Annotated in this window: 8 protein-coding genes; 3 read left to right on the top strand and 5 right to left on the bottom strand. The window is 68.3% G+C overall.

Annotated features, from left to right (window positions below; genetic code table 11):
- Positions 1-407 precede the first annotated feature (407 nt).
- A complete protein-coding gene (locus N5C25_RS18630; RefSeq protein WP_262212109.1) occupies positions 408-944 on the bottom strand; it encodes a hypothetical protein in 537 nt (178 codons plus the stop codon).
- Positions 941-3,382: a penicillin-binding protein 1B gene (gene mrcB, locus N5C25_RS18635; protein ID WP_262212110.1), complete on the bottom strand. Its 2,442-nt coding sequence runs from the start codon at positions 3,380-3,382 to the stop codon at positions 941-943. The genes N5C25_RS18630 and mrcB overlap by 4 nt, the downstream gene beginning before the upstream one ends.
- Before the next feature lie 96 nt (positions 3,383-3,478).
- Between mrcB and N5C25_RS18640 the strand changes: the two genes are divergently transcribed.
- Entirely contained in the window at positions 3,479-5,578 is a 2,100-nt protein-coding gene (locus N5C25_RS18640) for a glycosyltransferase (protein WP_279937599.1), read from the top strand.
- Here the strand turns inward: N5C25_RS18640 and N5C25_RS18645 are convergent.
- On the bottom strand, positions 5,575-7,140 hold the full coding sequence (locus N5C25_RS18645) for a hypothetical protein (RefSeq protein ID WP_134731868.1): 1,566 nt from the start codon (positions 7,138-7,140) through the stop codon (positions 5,575-5,577). The two genes, N5C25_RS18640 and N5C25_RS18645, sit on opposite strands and share 4 nt — an antisense overlap.
- Positions 7,141-7,170: 30 nt before the next feature.
- Complete coding sequence (locus tag N5C25_RS18650) at positions 7,171-9,327, bottom strand: bifunctional (p)ppGpp synthetase/guanosine-3',5'-bis(diphosphate) 3'-pyrophosphohydrolase (RefSeq protein WP_058982213.1); 2,157 nt, start codon at positions 9,325-9,327, stop codon at positions 7,171-7,173.
- A gap of 130 nt (positions 9,328-9,457) precedes the next feature.
- Between N5C25_RS18650 and N5C25_RS18655 the strand changes: the two genes are divergently transcribed.
- Positions 9,458-9,994, top strand: coding sequence for a hypothetical protein (locus N5C25_RS18655; protein WP_279937602.1), 537 nt, complete (start codon positions 9,458-9,460; stop codon positions 9,992-9,994).
- 117 nt (positions 9,995-10,111) lie between these two features.
- Here the strand turns inward: N5C25_RS18655 and hrpA are convergent, their stop codons facing one another.
- The gene (hrpA, locus tag N5C25_RS18660) at positions 10,112-14,194 is read right to left on the bottom strand and encodes an ATP-dependent RNA helicase HrpA (protein WP_279937603.1); all 4,083 of its coding nucleotides are present in this window, start codon (positions 14,192-14,194) and stop codon (positions 10,112-10,114) included.
- Positions 14,195-14,280: 86 nt separating this feature from the next.
- Between hrpA and N5C25_RS18665 the strand changes: the two genes are divergently transcribed.
- A complete protein-coding gene (locus N5C25_RS18665) occupies positions 14,281-14,829 on the top strand; it encodes a DNA starvation/stationary phase protection protein (protein ID WP_279937604.1) in 549 nt (182 codons plus the stop codon).
- The last annotated feature ends 174 nt before the right edge of the window (positions 14,830-15,003 follow it).

The raw sequence follows: 15,003 nt of genomic DNA on the forward strand, positions 1-15,003 counted from the left end.
CCCTGGGGGCTTGGCCGCGGCATCCATGCCGCGGACACCCCGCAAACCCACAGTCCCCTGCCTTCGACAGTTTCCCGGTGACGGAGGGACGCGCTTCGTAGCGTCGAGCCTGCTCTACTGGTAGCTCAGAAGCGGTGGAAGGAACGGGAAAAGAAGATGGATTACTGCGAGCGCGCGCAGCGCGCGACCCGCTTTTGTTTTTGATCTTGTTCTTGCCTGCGGCACGCGCGATGTATGGCGGGCCGGTTGGGTGGGGCGTGCAGGACCGTTGGCGCCATGGATGGCGCCATCGAGCCCCCATGGATGGGTTTACGGCGTGTCCTGCACGCCCCACCCAACCGGCCCATCACCCGCATCCATCAGTGCGCGCGCCGCAGAGGGGGCAGCGCCCAGTGGAGTGGAATACCTCAGTACCGCTTGATGCCCGGCACGGTGCAGCCTTCAATCTGCGCATGCGCCGACACCGCATTCTCCTTCTCGCCCCGCGCCAGGCGTGACTGTTCGATCGTCGCCCAGTGCCGGCGGCACAGCGGCCCCGTCTTCGAGCCCAGATCCACCGCCTTGCGCGCGAACGTCTCCGCCTGTTCCCACTGCCCCTGCAGCAGCGACAGTTCGGCACGCTCCTGCAGCACCGCCGGGTCGCTGGCCACGATTTCCAGCGCATGGTCCAAGCTGCTGGCGGCACCGGCCAGGTCGTTCGCCTGCCGCTGCGCCTGCGCGATCACCCGCAGGTCTTCCACCTGCGAATCACGCAGCGGCTGCACCGACAGCTCCTTGTCGTCAGGACCTGCGGCCGCATCGACTGCCGCCAGGCGCTGTGCCGGCGTAGTGGTATCGACTGGCTTGACCACCGGCGGCGCGCTGGTCACACAGGCGGCCAGGGCCAGGCTGAGGCCGGTCAAGGCCAGGGGCTGCAGCAGGGATCGCATGTTCATCGGCTTCATCGGCTCGGGGGAGGAGTAGCGGCGGCGGGCGCTGCGGCAGGTTCGGCGGGCGCTTCTGGCTTGCGGTCCAGGCCGAACCAGCTACGCCAGCCACCGCCCTCCCCTTCAGCTTCGCCCGGCTCGCCCGGCGGCATTGCCGGCGCGCACGGCGCATACGCCGGTGCATAGCCCACCACGAACGGGAAGCGGCGTGCGCCCGGGCAGCCTTCATCGGTTGTGTTCAGACCCGTGGCCGCGACCGACTGCCAGTCCAGGCCCTTGTTGCTGACCCGCAATGGCGCACTCGGCAGGCGCTGGAAGATGCCCGACCAGACCCGCATCGCGCCGGTAGCGCCATACAGGCCGGCCTGCTGGTTCTGGTCGTTGCCGATCCAGATCACCGCCAGATGATCGCCGGTGTAGCCGGCATACCAGCTGTCACGGCCATCGTTGGTGGTGCCGGTCTTGCCGGCCGGCTGCAGGCGGCCGAGGCCATCGGCATTGAGCCGCTGCGCGGTACCACTGGAGACCACCTGCTGCAGGCCGACGCTGATCAGGTTGGCGGCAATTGAATCGCCTTCCTGTGCCGGCGCCGGGGTCTTGTCGTAGCGCTTGAGCAGCTTGCCCTGCGGATCGAGCACGCCACGCACCGCGTGCAGCGGCTGGATCTCACCGCCCGAGGCGAGGAACTGGTACAGCTGTGCCATCGCGTACGGGCTCTGGTCGGTCGAGCCAAGGATCACCGCCGGATTGGCCTCGGCCTTGATGCCCGCCAGCACATGGATCAGCTGGGTCACGCGCTCGGGACCGACCTGCATGCCCACGCGCACCGTGGCCTGGTTGTAGGAGTGTGCCAGCGCGTCGATCAGGCGCACCGTGCCGTGGCTGCGGTTGTCCGCGTTGCCCGGGCTCCAGTTGCGGCCGCGGCCGAGCTGCACCGTCACCGGTGAATCGTCGACCCAGCTGGCCAGCGAGTAGCGGTCCGGCTGCGCCAGGGCCAGCAGGTAGACGAACGGCTTGAGCAGCGAACCGACCGGACGCTGCGCCTCGATAGCGCGGTTGAAGCCGACCTCGGACACTTCACGGCTGCCGATCACCGCCAGCACGTCGCCGTTGTGCACGTCGGTCAGCACCATGCCGGCCTGCAGTTCGGGCCGGCGCTTGCTTTCCAGCGACTTGATGGTGCGGGTCACCGCGCCTTCGGCATAGGCCTGCGCGGAGGGCGACATGCCGGTCATGACGCTCAGGCCAGCGCCCTGCAGGGCAGATTCCGGGTAGTCATGGCCGAGCTGGCGACGGACCAGGTCAACATAGGCGGGGAAGCGGTTGGCCGCCACCAGTCCCGGCGTCTTCGGCACGCCCAGCGGGGCCTTCAGTGCGCGCTGGTACTCGGCGTCGTCGATCAGCGTGGCTTCGTGCAGTTTGCCCAGCACGAAGTTGCGACGGTCCAACGCACGTTCCGGATTACGCCGCGGGTCGTAGAAGGACGGGCCCTTGACCAGGCCGATCAGCAGCGCGATCTGCTCGGTCTCCAGCGACTGCAGGTCACGGCCGAACCAGAACTCGGCACCGGACGACATGCCATGGATCGCCTGGCTGCCGCGCTGGCCCAGGTACACCTGGTTGAGATAGGCCTCGAAGATGGTGCGCTTGTCATAGCGCGCTTCCATGATCAGGGCGTAGAGCACTTCGTTGAATTTGCGGGTGAGCGTCTGTTCCTTGCCGATGCCGAGCAGGCCGCTGCGGGCCAGCTGCTGGGTCAGCGTGGAAGCGCCCTGACGGCTCTGGCCACCGGAGCGGATGGTCACCCACACCGCGCGCGCGATACCGGACAGGTCGATGCCGTGGTGGCGGTTGAAGTCCTTGTCCTCCACTGCCTGCAGGCCGGTCACCAGCAGGTCCGGCGCCTCGTCCATGCGGATCAGGCGGCGTTCTTCCTGCTTCTGGCCGTACAGGGTGGCGATACGCGCCGGATCCAGCCGCGCCGCCTTCAGAGCCTTGCGGCTGTCGGCATCGCGCAGCGAGGCGACCGCACCATCGGCCAGCGACAACTCGAGCCGACGCGGGGCAACCCGGCCATCGACGTCGTTGTAGCCGCGGCTGGAGATGACAAAGCGCCCGCCATTCACCGCATAGGTGGCCGGCTCCTTGCCCTGGCCATCATCGCGGTAGGCGGAGGCGGCCAGCTCGGTCTTCAGCGTGGACGCATCCATCGCCTTGCCGGGAGTGAGCACCAGCGGCCGCGCATACACCCGCGTCGGGATCTGCCAGCGCAGTTCGCCGAAACGTTGGGTCACCTGCTGGTTCAGGTACAGCGTATAGGGAATGAGGAAACCCAATCCCAACGCGACCGCAGCCATGCTCCAGGTGATCAGCCGGCGCCGCCACAGCGGGCCGTTGTCCTGCTGGTCGTCGTCGTCGAAATCGTCGATGTCGTCGGAATCGTAGCGTCGGGGCACGGGAATGCGAGAATGTAGAGTCTGGCGAGTCTACCCCAGCCGCTGCGGCTGGCGAATTCTCCCGGGTTCCCCTGCTTAAGCTGGAGTTGCAACCGGATGGCGATGTCCCTGGCCGAGATCCGATACCTGATCAACCGCCTGTCGGGCCTGGCCCGCCGGAGCCTGGCCAGCCTGCGTACCCGTGGCTGGCGGGCGACCTGGCAGCGCATCCGCGTGCATGCCCAGCGCGCCGTGCCCGCGCCACGCACGCCGCTGTTCCTGCCGCCGGCACAGGAGTTCGCTCCCTTCACGGTGCCGTTCAGCGAAACACCGGAAGCGAGCATTGTCATCCCCGTCTACAACCACGTCGATCACACCCTGGCCTGCCTGCGCGCCTTGGCGGCGCATCCACCGCAGGCCACGTGCGAGATCCTGGTAGTGGATGACGGCAGCACCGACGCCACCGTGCAGTGGATGCCGCAGGTTGCCGGACTGCGCTATGAAGTGCGCGAGTACAACGGCGGCTTCATCGAGGCCTGCAACGATGGCGTATCGCGCGCACGCGGTCGCTACGTGGCGCTGCTCAACAACGATACGGTGCCGCAGCCGGGCTGGCTCGACGCGCTGCTGGACACGTTCTCCAGCACGCCCGGCGCCGGCCTGGTCGGTAGCCAGCTGCTCTACCCGGACGGCCGGCTGCAGGAATCGGGTGGGGTGATTTTCGCTGATGGCAGTGGCTGGAGTTACGGCCGTTTCGAGGCAGCGGACGACCCGCGTTTTGCCAGCCTGCGCGACGTCGACTACTGCTCCGGCGCAGCGCTGATGCTGCCGCGCGACCTCTGGCGACAGCTGGGCGGCTTCGATACCCGCTACAAGCCGGCCTACTACGAGGACACCGACCTGGCCTTCCGCGTGCGTGCGCAGGGCCTGCGCGTCCTGGTTCAGCCGGCCAGCCGGGTGGTCCATGACGAAGGCACCAGCAACGGCACCGACACCGGCAGCGGCGTGAAGGCCTACCAGGTGCGCAACCAGGCCATCTTCGCCGACCGCTGGGCCACCGAGCTGGCCCGCCGCCCGGCGGTGGGCGAAGTGCCGTCACCGGCGCTGCTGCTGCGTGGCCGGCGCCAGGTGCTGATCCTGGACGAGGCTGTGCCGCAGCCGGATCGCGATTCCGCGTCGCTGCGCCAGGTGAACCTGATCCGCCTCCTGCTGCAGGGCGGGGCCCATGTGGTGTTCGTTCCCACCCGCCGAGAACACGGCGGCGCCGCCACCGACGCGCTGCAGCGGATGGGTGTGGAAGTCTGGTATGCACCGTTCCTCGATGGCGTCGCCAGCTGGCTGCGCACGCATGGTGGACGCTTCCACGTAGCGCTGCTGGTCCGCCACCATGTTGCCCACGAGTGCCTGCCGCTGCTGAAGCGCTATGCGCCGCAAGCGCGCACCGTGTTCGACACGGTGGACCTGCACTACCTGCGCGAACGTCGTGGTGCCGACGTGGCCGGCGATGCTGGACTGCTGCGCGCTGCCGAGCGTACCCGCGCCAGCGAACTGGCGGTGATGGAGCAGTGCGACGTCACCGTGCTGGTCAGTTCCGCCGAGCGCGAGCAGCTGCAGGCCGACGCGCCAACGGTGCAGGTGGAGCTGATCTCCAACCTCCATGACATCGCCGGTGCCGGCAAACCGTTCGAGCAGCGTCATGACCTGGTGTTCGTCGGCGGCTTCCGCCACCCGCCGAACCTGGACGCGATGGAATGGTTCATCGGCGAAGTCTTCGCCGGCATCCGCGCCCGCCTGCCCGATGTGCGCCTGCACTGCATCGGCGCTGCCGCGCCGGAATCCCTGCTGGCCCTGGCCGCGCGCCAGCCCGGCGTGCAGATGCACGGCTTCGTCGAGGACATCACTCCCTACATGGATGGCGCACGCATTTCCATCGCGCCACTACGTTTCGGTGCCGGCGTGAAAGGCAAGATCAACCTGAGCATGGCCCATGGCCAGCCGGTGGTAGGTACCACCTGCGCGGTGGAAGGGATGCACCTGCGCCCGGGCGAGGACGTGCTGGTGGCCGATGATGCGGCCGGCTTCGCCGATGCGGTGGTCCGCCTGTACCAGGATCCGCAGCTGTGGCGGCAGCTATCCGAAGCCGGCCTGGCCAACATCGCAGAGCACTTCTCCCTCGACGCTGCGCGCGCAACCGTGCAGCGGGTGTTCTTCACCTAATCAGGGAGACCGCCGGCACGGCGCAGGCGCTCTTCGAACGCCGGCAGCTCGGCCAGGTCCGGTTGCAGCAAGCGGGCTTGTTCGGCGGCATGCGCTGCGAAAGCCAGGTCGCCGCTGCCGAGTCGCTCGCTGCCGATGGCCAGCCAGCGCTGGGCCAGGCGCAGGCGTGCCGAGGGGAGCCCGGCCGCAGTCGGCGACAGGGTCTGCCACGCCTGCAGGCAGGCCCCTGCCGCCTGTACGCGGTTCTGCCGGAGGTTGTCGTCGAAGCAGCCGCGACTGGCGGGCAGCAGCCGCGCCGCAGCAGCCTTCACCCGAGCATCGCGCGGCGCCAGTGACTGCGCTTCGCGCAATGCGTCGAATGCACTGTGGCCGGGGGGACTGATCCATTGCCCGGAACGTTCGGCGCGCTCGATGCTGCGCAGGTGGTCGCGCAGTTGGCGCTCGCGCTGCGTGTTGCTGGCCGCCGGCTGCTGCAGCGCCTTCTGCGCCTGTTGTGCGCGCTGCAGGCGTTGCGCGAGCTGCTGTTGCGCGGCCGGCGAAGCGCCCAGCTCCTCCGCCAGCGCGGCATCGGCCCGCGCCGCCTCGAACCGGAAGTCGTCGGCCTGCGTCTGGCTGCGTGCCAGCACCGCCTGCAACGTCTGTTCACGGCCGCGCTGGGCGCTGGCATCATCGGCCGCCACTGCCAGAACGGCGAGAAATCCCTTTGCTGCGGACTCCAGCTGCCCGCGCTGCAGGGCGCGCTGGGCCTGGCGCAGGCGCCGCTCGACGGCCTGCGCCAATGCTTCCTGGCTGGCGGGCAGATCAGCATGGCCGGCATCGAACTGGCGCGCACGCTGCAGTAGTGCGGCGGCCTCGGCCAGCTCGCCGCGTCCCGCCAGCGCGCGCGCCTGCTGCAGCAGATCGCTCAGTGCATCTTCGCGACCTTCCAGCGCCGGCAGATTGTCCGGCTGCAGCGACAGGATGCGCTGGAACAGGGGCAGCGCGCTGCTGTCACCTTCATCCAGCCGGCCCGCAGCGAAGGCGTTGCGTGCCTGCGCCAGCAGTGCACCGATGCCGGCACCTGCGCTGCGCCGGGCCCTCAGCTGGCGCGCCACGGCGTCCGCCTCGCCCTGTGGTACCTGCAGTTCCCGGGCCAGTGCCAGCGCCTGCGCGCTGCCGTCGAGATCGTTGGCCTGCATCTTTTCGCGGGCCTGCTGCAGGGCCGCCGCGCCGGTACGGGCCAGGCCTTCGCGGGCCTGCGGACGATCTCCATCCAGGGCCAGCACGGCCTGGTAGCGCTCGCGCGCACCACTGCCATCGGCGGCACTCAGCCGCCCGGCCGCCAGTGCGCCATCACCTTCGGCCAGCAGCTGCTCGATCCGAGGCTCATCCCAGAACCAGTCGGCCAGCGGCTTGCGCAGCAGCACCAGCAGCACAAACACCGCCAGCGCCGCGACCAGCGCCCAGCGCCACACCCGGCGCGCGTGGCGTGCCTGCAGCCACCACCAACGGCCTTCGCGGCGGACGCGGTCCAGCGCAGGAAGTTCAGCGCCATGCGGGCGATGCGGGGGCTCGCGTTCCATGCGTGCAGGGTAGCCGGGGCAGCGTGAAGCTCAGCCGAGGCGACGCGCCTCGCTCACGCCGGGCAGCGCGTCCAGCTTGCCCAGCAGGGTCGACAGCTGGCCGTAGTCACTCACCTTCAGCCGCAGGCGCAGGTGGGCACGGCCACTGTTGCGCACGTTGTCACTGTGGATGTCCAGCACGTAGGCGTCTTCCTGGGCGATCAGGTTGGTGATGTCCTTCAGCAGCCAGCGGCGATCGACCGCGTCGACCACGACGTCCACCTCGTAGCCGCCCCCGGCCTGGCCCCACTCCACCGGCAGGATGCGCTGCGGGCTGGTGGCCGCCAGACGGGCCAGCGCAGCGCAGTCTGCACGATGCACGGTGACACCGCGGCTACGGGTCAGGTAGCCGACGATGGGTTCGCCGGCCACCGGCTGGCAGCAGCGCGCCAGTTGTACCAGCAGGTTGCCCACGCCCTGTACGGTGAACTTGGACTTGCCCAGGTTCTCGCGGCGCGCGGTCGGCCGCGGCAGGCTCGGCGCGGGCGCCGGTTGGCTTGCTGCACGTTCGGCTTCCAGCAGGGCACGGCTGACCTGGTTCGGCCCGGTATCGCCCAGCGCCACTTGGATGTAGAGGTCGTCAACGCTGTCGGCATGGAACTTCTTCGCCGCGATGGCCAGGTCCGAGTGCTGCAGCCCCAGGCGCTTCAGCTCGCGCTCGAGCAGTTCGCGCCCGGCCTGCACGTTGCGCGCGCGGTCCAGCTTGTGGAACCAGCTGCGCACCTTCTCGCGCGAACGGTTGCTGGCCAGGAAGCCGTTGGCCGGCATCAGCCAGTCGCGGCGCGGGTCGGCCTCCTTGCCGGTCAGTATCTCGACCCGGTCGCCACTGCGCAGACGGTAAGTCAGCGGTACGATGCGGCCATTGACCTTCGCGCCACGGCAGCGGTGGCCAACCATGGTGTGCACCTGGTAGGCGAAATCGAGCGGCGTGGCGCCCTGCGGCAGGTCCAGCACCTCGTCCTTCGGGCTCAGCGCATAGACCCGGTCCTCGGTCAGTTCGGCATCGAGCGCCCCGGCCAGTTCGTTGCCCTGGCCGTCCTGGGCCTGCTCCAGCAGCTGGCGCATCCAGGTGATCTTGCGGTCGAAGGACTTCTCCGCGCCCTTGCCGCCTTCCTTGTACTTCCAGTGCGCGGCCACGCCCAGCTCGGCCTGCGAATGCATCTCGTGGGTACGGATCTGCACTTCAATGGTGCGCCCTTCCGGGCCGACCACGGCGGTATGCAGCGAGCGATAGTCGTTGGCCTTGGGCCGGGCGATGTAGTCGTCGAACTCGCTCGGCACCGGTGCCCACAGTGCATGCACCACGCCCAGCGCGGCATAGCAGGCGGCGACATCGTCGACCATTACCCGCACCGCACGGATGTCGTACAGCTGGTCGAACGCCAGCCGCTTCTTCTGCATCTTCCGCCAGATGCTGTAGATGTGCTTCGGGCGGCCACTGACCTCGGCCTTGATGCCCTGCGCAACCAGCTCGCGCGACAGCACCTTCTTGACATTCTCGACGTAGCGCTCGCGGGCGATGCGGGTTTCGTCGACTTCCCGCGCAATGCGCCGGTAGGTCTCCGGCTCCAGGTGGCGGAACGCCAGGTCCTCCAGCTCCCACTTCAGCTGCCAGATGCCCAGGCGGTTGGCCAATGGCGCGTGGATGTCGCGTGTCAGCTGCGCCAGCGCGCGGCGCTGCTCGTCGTCCAGCTTGTCGGCCGCGCGCATCCTCGCGAGCTGGCGCGCCAGCAGGATCGGCACCACGCGCAGGTCGCGGATGATGGCCAGCAGCAGCCGGCGCAGGCCCTCGCTGTTGCGCCCCGCTTCGCGACCGGCATGCAGCGCCCACACCGGGTCGGCCGCATCCTGGCCGTCAAGCAGGCCGATCACCGCGGTCTTGTGGTTGCCCAGCGGCAGCTGCTCCAGGCTGGCACGCAGGCCCGGCAGGTCGAACAACAATGCGGCCACCACTGCACCTTCGTCGGCCGAGAGCATCGCCAGCGCGTCGAGGGTGTCGCCCAGCACCGACCAGGTGGCACGCATCTGGTGGTCGCATTCCGGCGCTTCCCAGTGCTCGCGCAGGGCCTGGCGCAGCGGGGCAGGCAGCACCGCTGCCGAGGGACGGTTCAACAAGGCATCCAGGCCGGGGACGGAAGCGCGGTTCACAGCATCAAGCAGGCAAGACAGAGGCCTCTACACTAGCGCCGGCGCCGTTCAGGGACAATGACCGTGGCCACCATCCCCCGGCATGAAGACATGCCGCTACACTCGCGGGCAAACCCAGGAGAGTCCCGTCATGTCCCCGATCGTCTCGCGTTTCCGCCTACGGCTGCTGGCTTGTGCCGCACTGTTGCTGTCCCTGTCGGCGCCTGCGCTGGCCCAGCGCGTGGTAGAGGGTGACCTGCAGCAGCAGATGTCACCGGCCGAATTCAAGGCTGCTGGCCTGGACAAGCTCAGTGCGCAGGAACTGGCCACGCTCAACCGCTGGCTGCAGGGCAAGGTCGAGGCGGCCACGACCCAGGCAGTTGCAGCGGTACGGGAATCGGCGCGCGAGGAAGGCCGCCAGGAAGTGATCGTGAAGAATCGCGGCTTCCTCGATTTCGGCAGCAGTGAGCCGATCGTCGGCGTGCTGCAGGGTGAGTTCCGCGGGTTCGGCAAGGGCCGCGTCTACGTGCTGGACAACGGCCAGGAATGGGAGCAGATCGATGCAACCACCCTGGCAGGCGTGCGCAGGCAGTCGCCCGCCGTCAGCATCAAGCCCGGTGTGATGGGCGTCTGGTACCTGAAGGTCGACGGTGTGAACACCCAGCCGAAGGTGCGTCGTACCAAGTAACGACGCCCATCGTGTAGAGCCGAGCCCACGCTCGGCTGCGATCTGCACGGGAAGATGACGAGGCATCAAAAAAGCAGCCGAGCATGGGCTCGGCTCTACGTCATCACATCATAGGAGTCACGCCTGGCGCAGTGCGGCTACCCGCTGCGCCAGCTTCTTCGCCGAGATGCCGGTCCGCGCGCCCAGCTCCTGCGCGAACAGCGACACCCGCAGCTCTTCCAGATCCCAGCGCAGCGCCTGCCATTGCGGGTGCTCGCGCAGGCCCTGCTGCTCAGCCACTTCCAGCGCTTCCAGGAACGGATGCAGTTCCAGCATGCGCGCCTGATCGCGCGGCGGATCACGCTTGGCGCGCTCGGTACGCAGGATCATCGCTTTCAGATAGCGCGGATACTGCGCCAATGCGTCGGCCGGTGTATCGCGCAGGAAGCCTGGATGGATCAGCCCGGCCAGCTGCGCCTCCATGTCGTCCAGGTTGCCGCGCGCCCAGCCCATCAGCGGCGCTTCCAGCATCGGCTTCAGTTCGGCCACCAGCGCCAGGATGGTCTCGGCCAGCTTCAGCCGCGACATGGCCTCACCGAACAGCGCCTTGGCCGCATGCTCGCGGCGCTGCTCGAAGGCCGCCGCATCGCGTATGTCTTCCAGGCCTTCAGCCAGTACGGCGTTCATCGCCGCATCGACCAGATCGCCACGAAGGCGTTCCTGCGATTCGATCGCCGCATACAGCAGGCCCGTCTTGGCACCCACCGGCAACTGCTTGCGTGCCTGCTTCATCTTCTCGGCCAGCGCGATCTCCAGCAGGCGGCGCACACCCAGCGGATGAGCCGCCTGCGCCTGCTGCCGATCAGCGAAGATGCGCAGCGCCACGCTGTCGCCCTCGTCCAGCAGCGCCGGATAGGCCGGCACGCCGGCTTCGCCGGGCACCTGCAGCGGAATCGGCGTGGCCGGGAAGGTACGCAGGCCATCAGCCGCCATTTCACGTCCGGCGCGTGCAGCGAAGGCGTCGCCCGCGCGCCCACCGAACTTCGCGCGCAATGCGTCCAGGTCGCGCGAGGTGGCTAGCACCCTGCCCTGCTCGTCGCGCAGGCGCAGGTTCATGTGCAGGTGCGGTTCGATCGAGCCGGGCTCGAAATCGAGCGCGGTCACCGTGGCGCCTGTCGCGCGTGAGAGGAAACGCGCCAGTTCGCCGGTGATGGCATCGGCACTGGGTTGCGGGAACGCCTCGTAGAACGCGCGACCAAAGTCCGGCGCCGGCACGTAGTTGCGGCGCATCGCCTTGGGCAGGCTGCGAATCAGCGCCGCAGCCTTGTCGGCAACGAAGCCGGGCGCCAGCCAGCCCAGCTGCACCGGATCCAATGCGTTGAGCAGGTGCAGCGGTACGTCAAGGGTTACGCCGTCATCCTCGGCACCCGGCTCGAAGCGGTAATGCAGCGGCAATCGTGCCTGGCCCAGCGCGAGGTACTTCGGGTAACGCTCCTGCTCACTGCCTTCGCCCGGCAACAGGTCGGCCAGCGACCAGTGCAGGGTCTTGCGCTGTTCCGGCGCAAGACCCTTCCACCAGGCATCCAGGCCGGAGGCCGAATGGATCTGCGGCGGCACCCGGTCCAGGTACCAGCGTGCCTGCCAGTCTTCGTCGGCAACGATGCCAGCGCGGCGCAGCTTGGCTTCTTCCTCGCGCGCGACCTCCAGCACCTTCTGGTTGTCGGCGACGAAACTGGCGCGGGTATTGATCTCGCCGGTCACCAGTGCCTGGCGCACGAAGATGTCATGCGCCTCGCCCGGCGCGATGCGGCCGTAGTGGACCGGTTTCTTCGGTGCCAGCACCAGGCCGAACAGGCTGATCTGCTCAGACGCCAGCACCTGGCCCTGCGCGCGCGACCAGTGCGGGTCGAAGTGCTTGCGCAGCAGCAGGTGCGGCAGTTCGGCGATCACCCAGTCCGGCTCGATCGCGGCCAGGGTCATGCCCCATACCTTCTGCGTATCCAGCAGGTTGGCCACCAGCAGCCACGGCGGTGGCCGCTTGGCCAGCGCCGAACCGGGGAACGGCAGGAAGCGGCGCTGGCGCGGCGCCTGGAAATCGCCCTTCTCGGTGCGGTGGCCGATCTGCGTCGGCAGGCCCGCCACCAGCGCCCGGTGCAGGGTCTGGTAGGCAGCAGCGCGTACACGTTCGCTGAAGCCGCCGCCGGCGGGCGCCTGTTCCTTCTGCGCGCGCACGGCCACCGGTGCCGGTGCGGCCTCGGCCTTGCCTTCGCGGGCCAGGCGCGCGGCACGATGCAACTGGCCGCGGGTGGCCTTTACCGCGGCCGCGTCATCACGCGCCGGGGCCGGCGCACTGCTGCCGGCCAGCAACGGTGCCATCGACGCCTCGCTGGCCTCTTCCTTCCAGCCCAGCTCCTCGCACAGCAGCCGCAGCTGGCGATGCAGCTCTCGCCATTCGCGCATGCGCAGGAAACCGAGGAAATGACGGCCGCACCAGTCGCGCAGCTTGGACTGGGTCAGGTCTTCATGGGCCTGCCGGTAGGCATCCCACAGGCGCAGCACGCCGACGAACTCGGAGCGGCCATCGGCGAACTGCGCATGCGCGCTGTCGGCCGCACCGCGCGCCTCGGGCGGGCGTTCGCGCGGGTCCTGGATGCCCAGGAACGAGGCGATCACCAGCATCGGCCGCAGGCAACCAGCGGCCTGCGCGGCGACCAGCATGCGCGCCAGCTTCACGTCCACCGGCAGGCGCGCCATCTGCTTGCCGATGGTGGTCATGCGCCGCTCGGCATCGATCGCGCCCAGCTCGGTCAGCTGTTGCCAGCCATCGGCCACCGCGCGCTCGTCCGGCGCCTCCAGGAACGGGAACTCCTCGATGCGGCCCAGGCCCAGCTGCAGCATGCGCAGGATCACCCCGGCCAGGCTGGAGCGGCGGATTTCCGGATCGGTGAACTCCGGCCGCGCCTGGAAATCGGCCTCAGCATACAGGCGGTAACAGATGCCCTCGGCGATACGGCCGCAGCGCCCCTTGCGCTGGTTGGCGCTGGCCTGCGAGATCGGCTCGATGTGCAGGCGGTCCAGCTTGTTGCGCGGGCTGTAGCGCTTGACGCGGGCAAGGCCCGGATCGACCACGTAACGGATGCGCGGCACCGTCAGCGAGGTTTCCGCCACATTGGTGGCCAGCACGATGCGCCGGTTCGGCCCGGGATTGAACACCCGGTCCTGATCCTGGTTGGACAGCCGCGCATACAGTGGCAGTACCTCGGTGTTGCGGTACTTTCGCCGTTCCAGCGACTGGTGCGCATCGCGGATCTCGCGCTCGCCCGGCAGGAAGATCAGCACGTCGCCGCGTGCATCCAGGCGGGTAATCTCGTCGACAGCCGACACGATGGCATCGTTGACGGTACGTTCGCCCTGGTCTTCACCCTCGCCTTCCAGCGCGCGGTAGCGCACCTCCACCGGGTAGGTGCGGCCCTCAACGCTGATCACCGGCGCATTGTCGAAATGCTGGGCGAAGCGTCCGGTGTCGATGGTGGCCGAAGTGACGATCAGCTTCAGGTCGGGGCGCTTGCGCAGCAGCTGCTTCAGGTAGCCCAGCAGGAAGTCGATGTTGAGGCTGCGCTCGTGCGCCTCGTCGACGATGATCGTGTCGTAGTTCGACAACCAGCGGTCGCTGGCAATCTCCGCCAGCAGGATGCCGTCGGTCATGAACTTGATGCGGCTGTCTTCGCTGACCTTGTCGTTGAAGCGCACCTGGTAGCCCACCAGCTGGCCCAGTTCACTCTGCAGTTCCTGTGCGACACGGCTGGCTACCGCACGTGCGGCAATCCGTCGCGGCTGGGTGCAGCCGATCATGCCGGCCTGGCCACGGCCGGCGGCCAGGCACAGTTTCGGCAGCTGGGTGGTCTTGCCCGAACCGGTTTCACCAGCGATCACCACGACCTGGTGGTCGCGGATCAGCCCGATGATGGCGTCGGCTTCACGCGCAATCGGCAGCTGCGGGTCCAGAGTAATGGACGGCTGCTGCTGCGCCCGCACCTGCCGGCGCTGCACCGACGCCTGCAAGGCCTGCTCGAAGGTGGCGGCCAGTGCCGCATCCTGTGGCTTGGCCTGGCAACGCGAGAGCATCCCCAGCAAACGGCCCCGGTCGCGGCTCATGGCGCCGTCGATGGCGGCGCGCTGTTGGCGCAGGCGGGGCGATGGATTTTTATCGATAGAGTTCATCAATCGGTTCGTTCAAAACTTTGAAAGCGACCAGTCATCACGACCGGTTTATTGTGAAGGCCAACGATTCCACAAGGAGGAACCCCATGGCGAAGACCAAGAGCACGACCAAGGCCAAGACCGGCAAGCAGAAGCTTGCGGCGGCGGCACCGTCGGCGCCGAACATCGATATCGGGATCACCCAGGGCGACCGCAAGAAGATCGCCGACGGTCTGTCGCACTTCCAGGCCGATGCGTTCACGCTCTACCTGAAAACGCACAACTTCCACTGGAACGTGACCGGGTCGATGTTCAACTCGCTGCACACCATGTTCGAGACGCAGTACACCGAGCAGTGGGCGGCACTGGACGATGTGGCCGAGCGCATCCGCGCGCTGGGCTTCAATGCCCCGGGCTCCTACCGGGAATTCGCTGCGCTGACCTCGATCGTCGAGGAACCGGGCCTGACCGACAGTGCGGACTGGCGTGAAATGGTACGCCAGTTGGTGGTCGCCAACGAAGCGGTCTGCCGTACGGCACGTGAAGTGCTGGAGGTGGCGGCCAAGGGTGACGACGCGCCGACCGAGGATCTGATGACCCAGCGGCTGCAGACCCACGAGAAGTACGCCTGGATGCTGCGTTCCCTGCTCCAGTAAGAGTTGGGGGTGGTTCGGCAGGGCTGCGCCCTGCACCCGCAGAGGCAACTGCAACGGCAACGGCCGGAGCAAAAGCGGGTTTCCTGTGGGTTGGCGGGGTGGGTCCGGTTGCGGGGGACGCCGTGAATACGTCCATGTAGGCTCGGTCGCCGCATCCATGCGGCTCACGCCCCC

It is taken from the genome of Stenotrophomonas sp. GD03958 (genome assembly GCF_029839005.1).
GTDB classification, from domain to species: Bacteria; Pseudomonadota; Gammaproteobacteria; order Xanthomonadales; family Xanthomonadaceae; genus Stenotrophomonas; species Stenotrophomonas hibiscicola.

Coding starts and splice junctions, on each gene's coding strand:
- N5C25_RS18630 (WP_262212109.1), bottom strand. CDS start 944: ATGAAGCCGATGAACATGCGATCCCTGCTGCAGCCCCTGGCCTTGACC.
- N5C25_RS18640 (WP_279937599.1), top strand. CDS start 3,479: ATGGCGATGTCCCTGGCCGAGATCCGATACCTGATCAACCGCCTGTCG.
- N5C25_RS18645 (WP_134731868.1), bottom strand. CDS start 7,140: ATGGAACGCGAGCCCCCGCATCGCCCGCATGGCGCTGAACTTCCTGCG.
- N5C25_RS18655 (WP_279937602.1), top strand. CDS start 9,458: ATGTCCCCGATCGTCTCGCGTTTCCGCCTACGGCTGCTGGCTTGTGCC.
- hrpA (WP_279937603.1), bottom strand. CDS start 14,194: ATGAACTCTATCGATAAAAATCCATCGCCCCGCCTGCGCCAACAGCGC.
- N5C25_RS18665 (WP_279937604.1), top strand. CDS start 14,281: ATGGCGAAGACCAAGAGCACGACCAAGGCCAAGACCGGCAAGCAGAAG.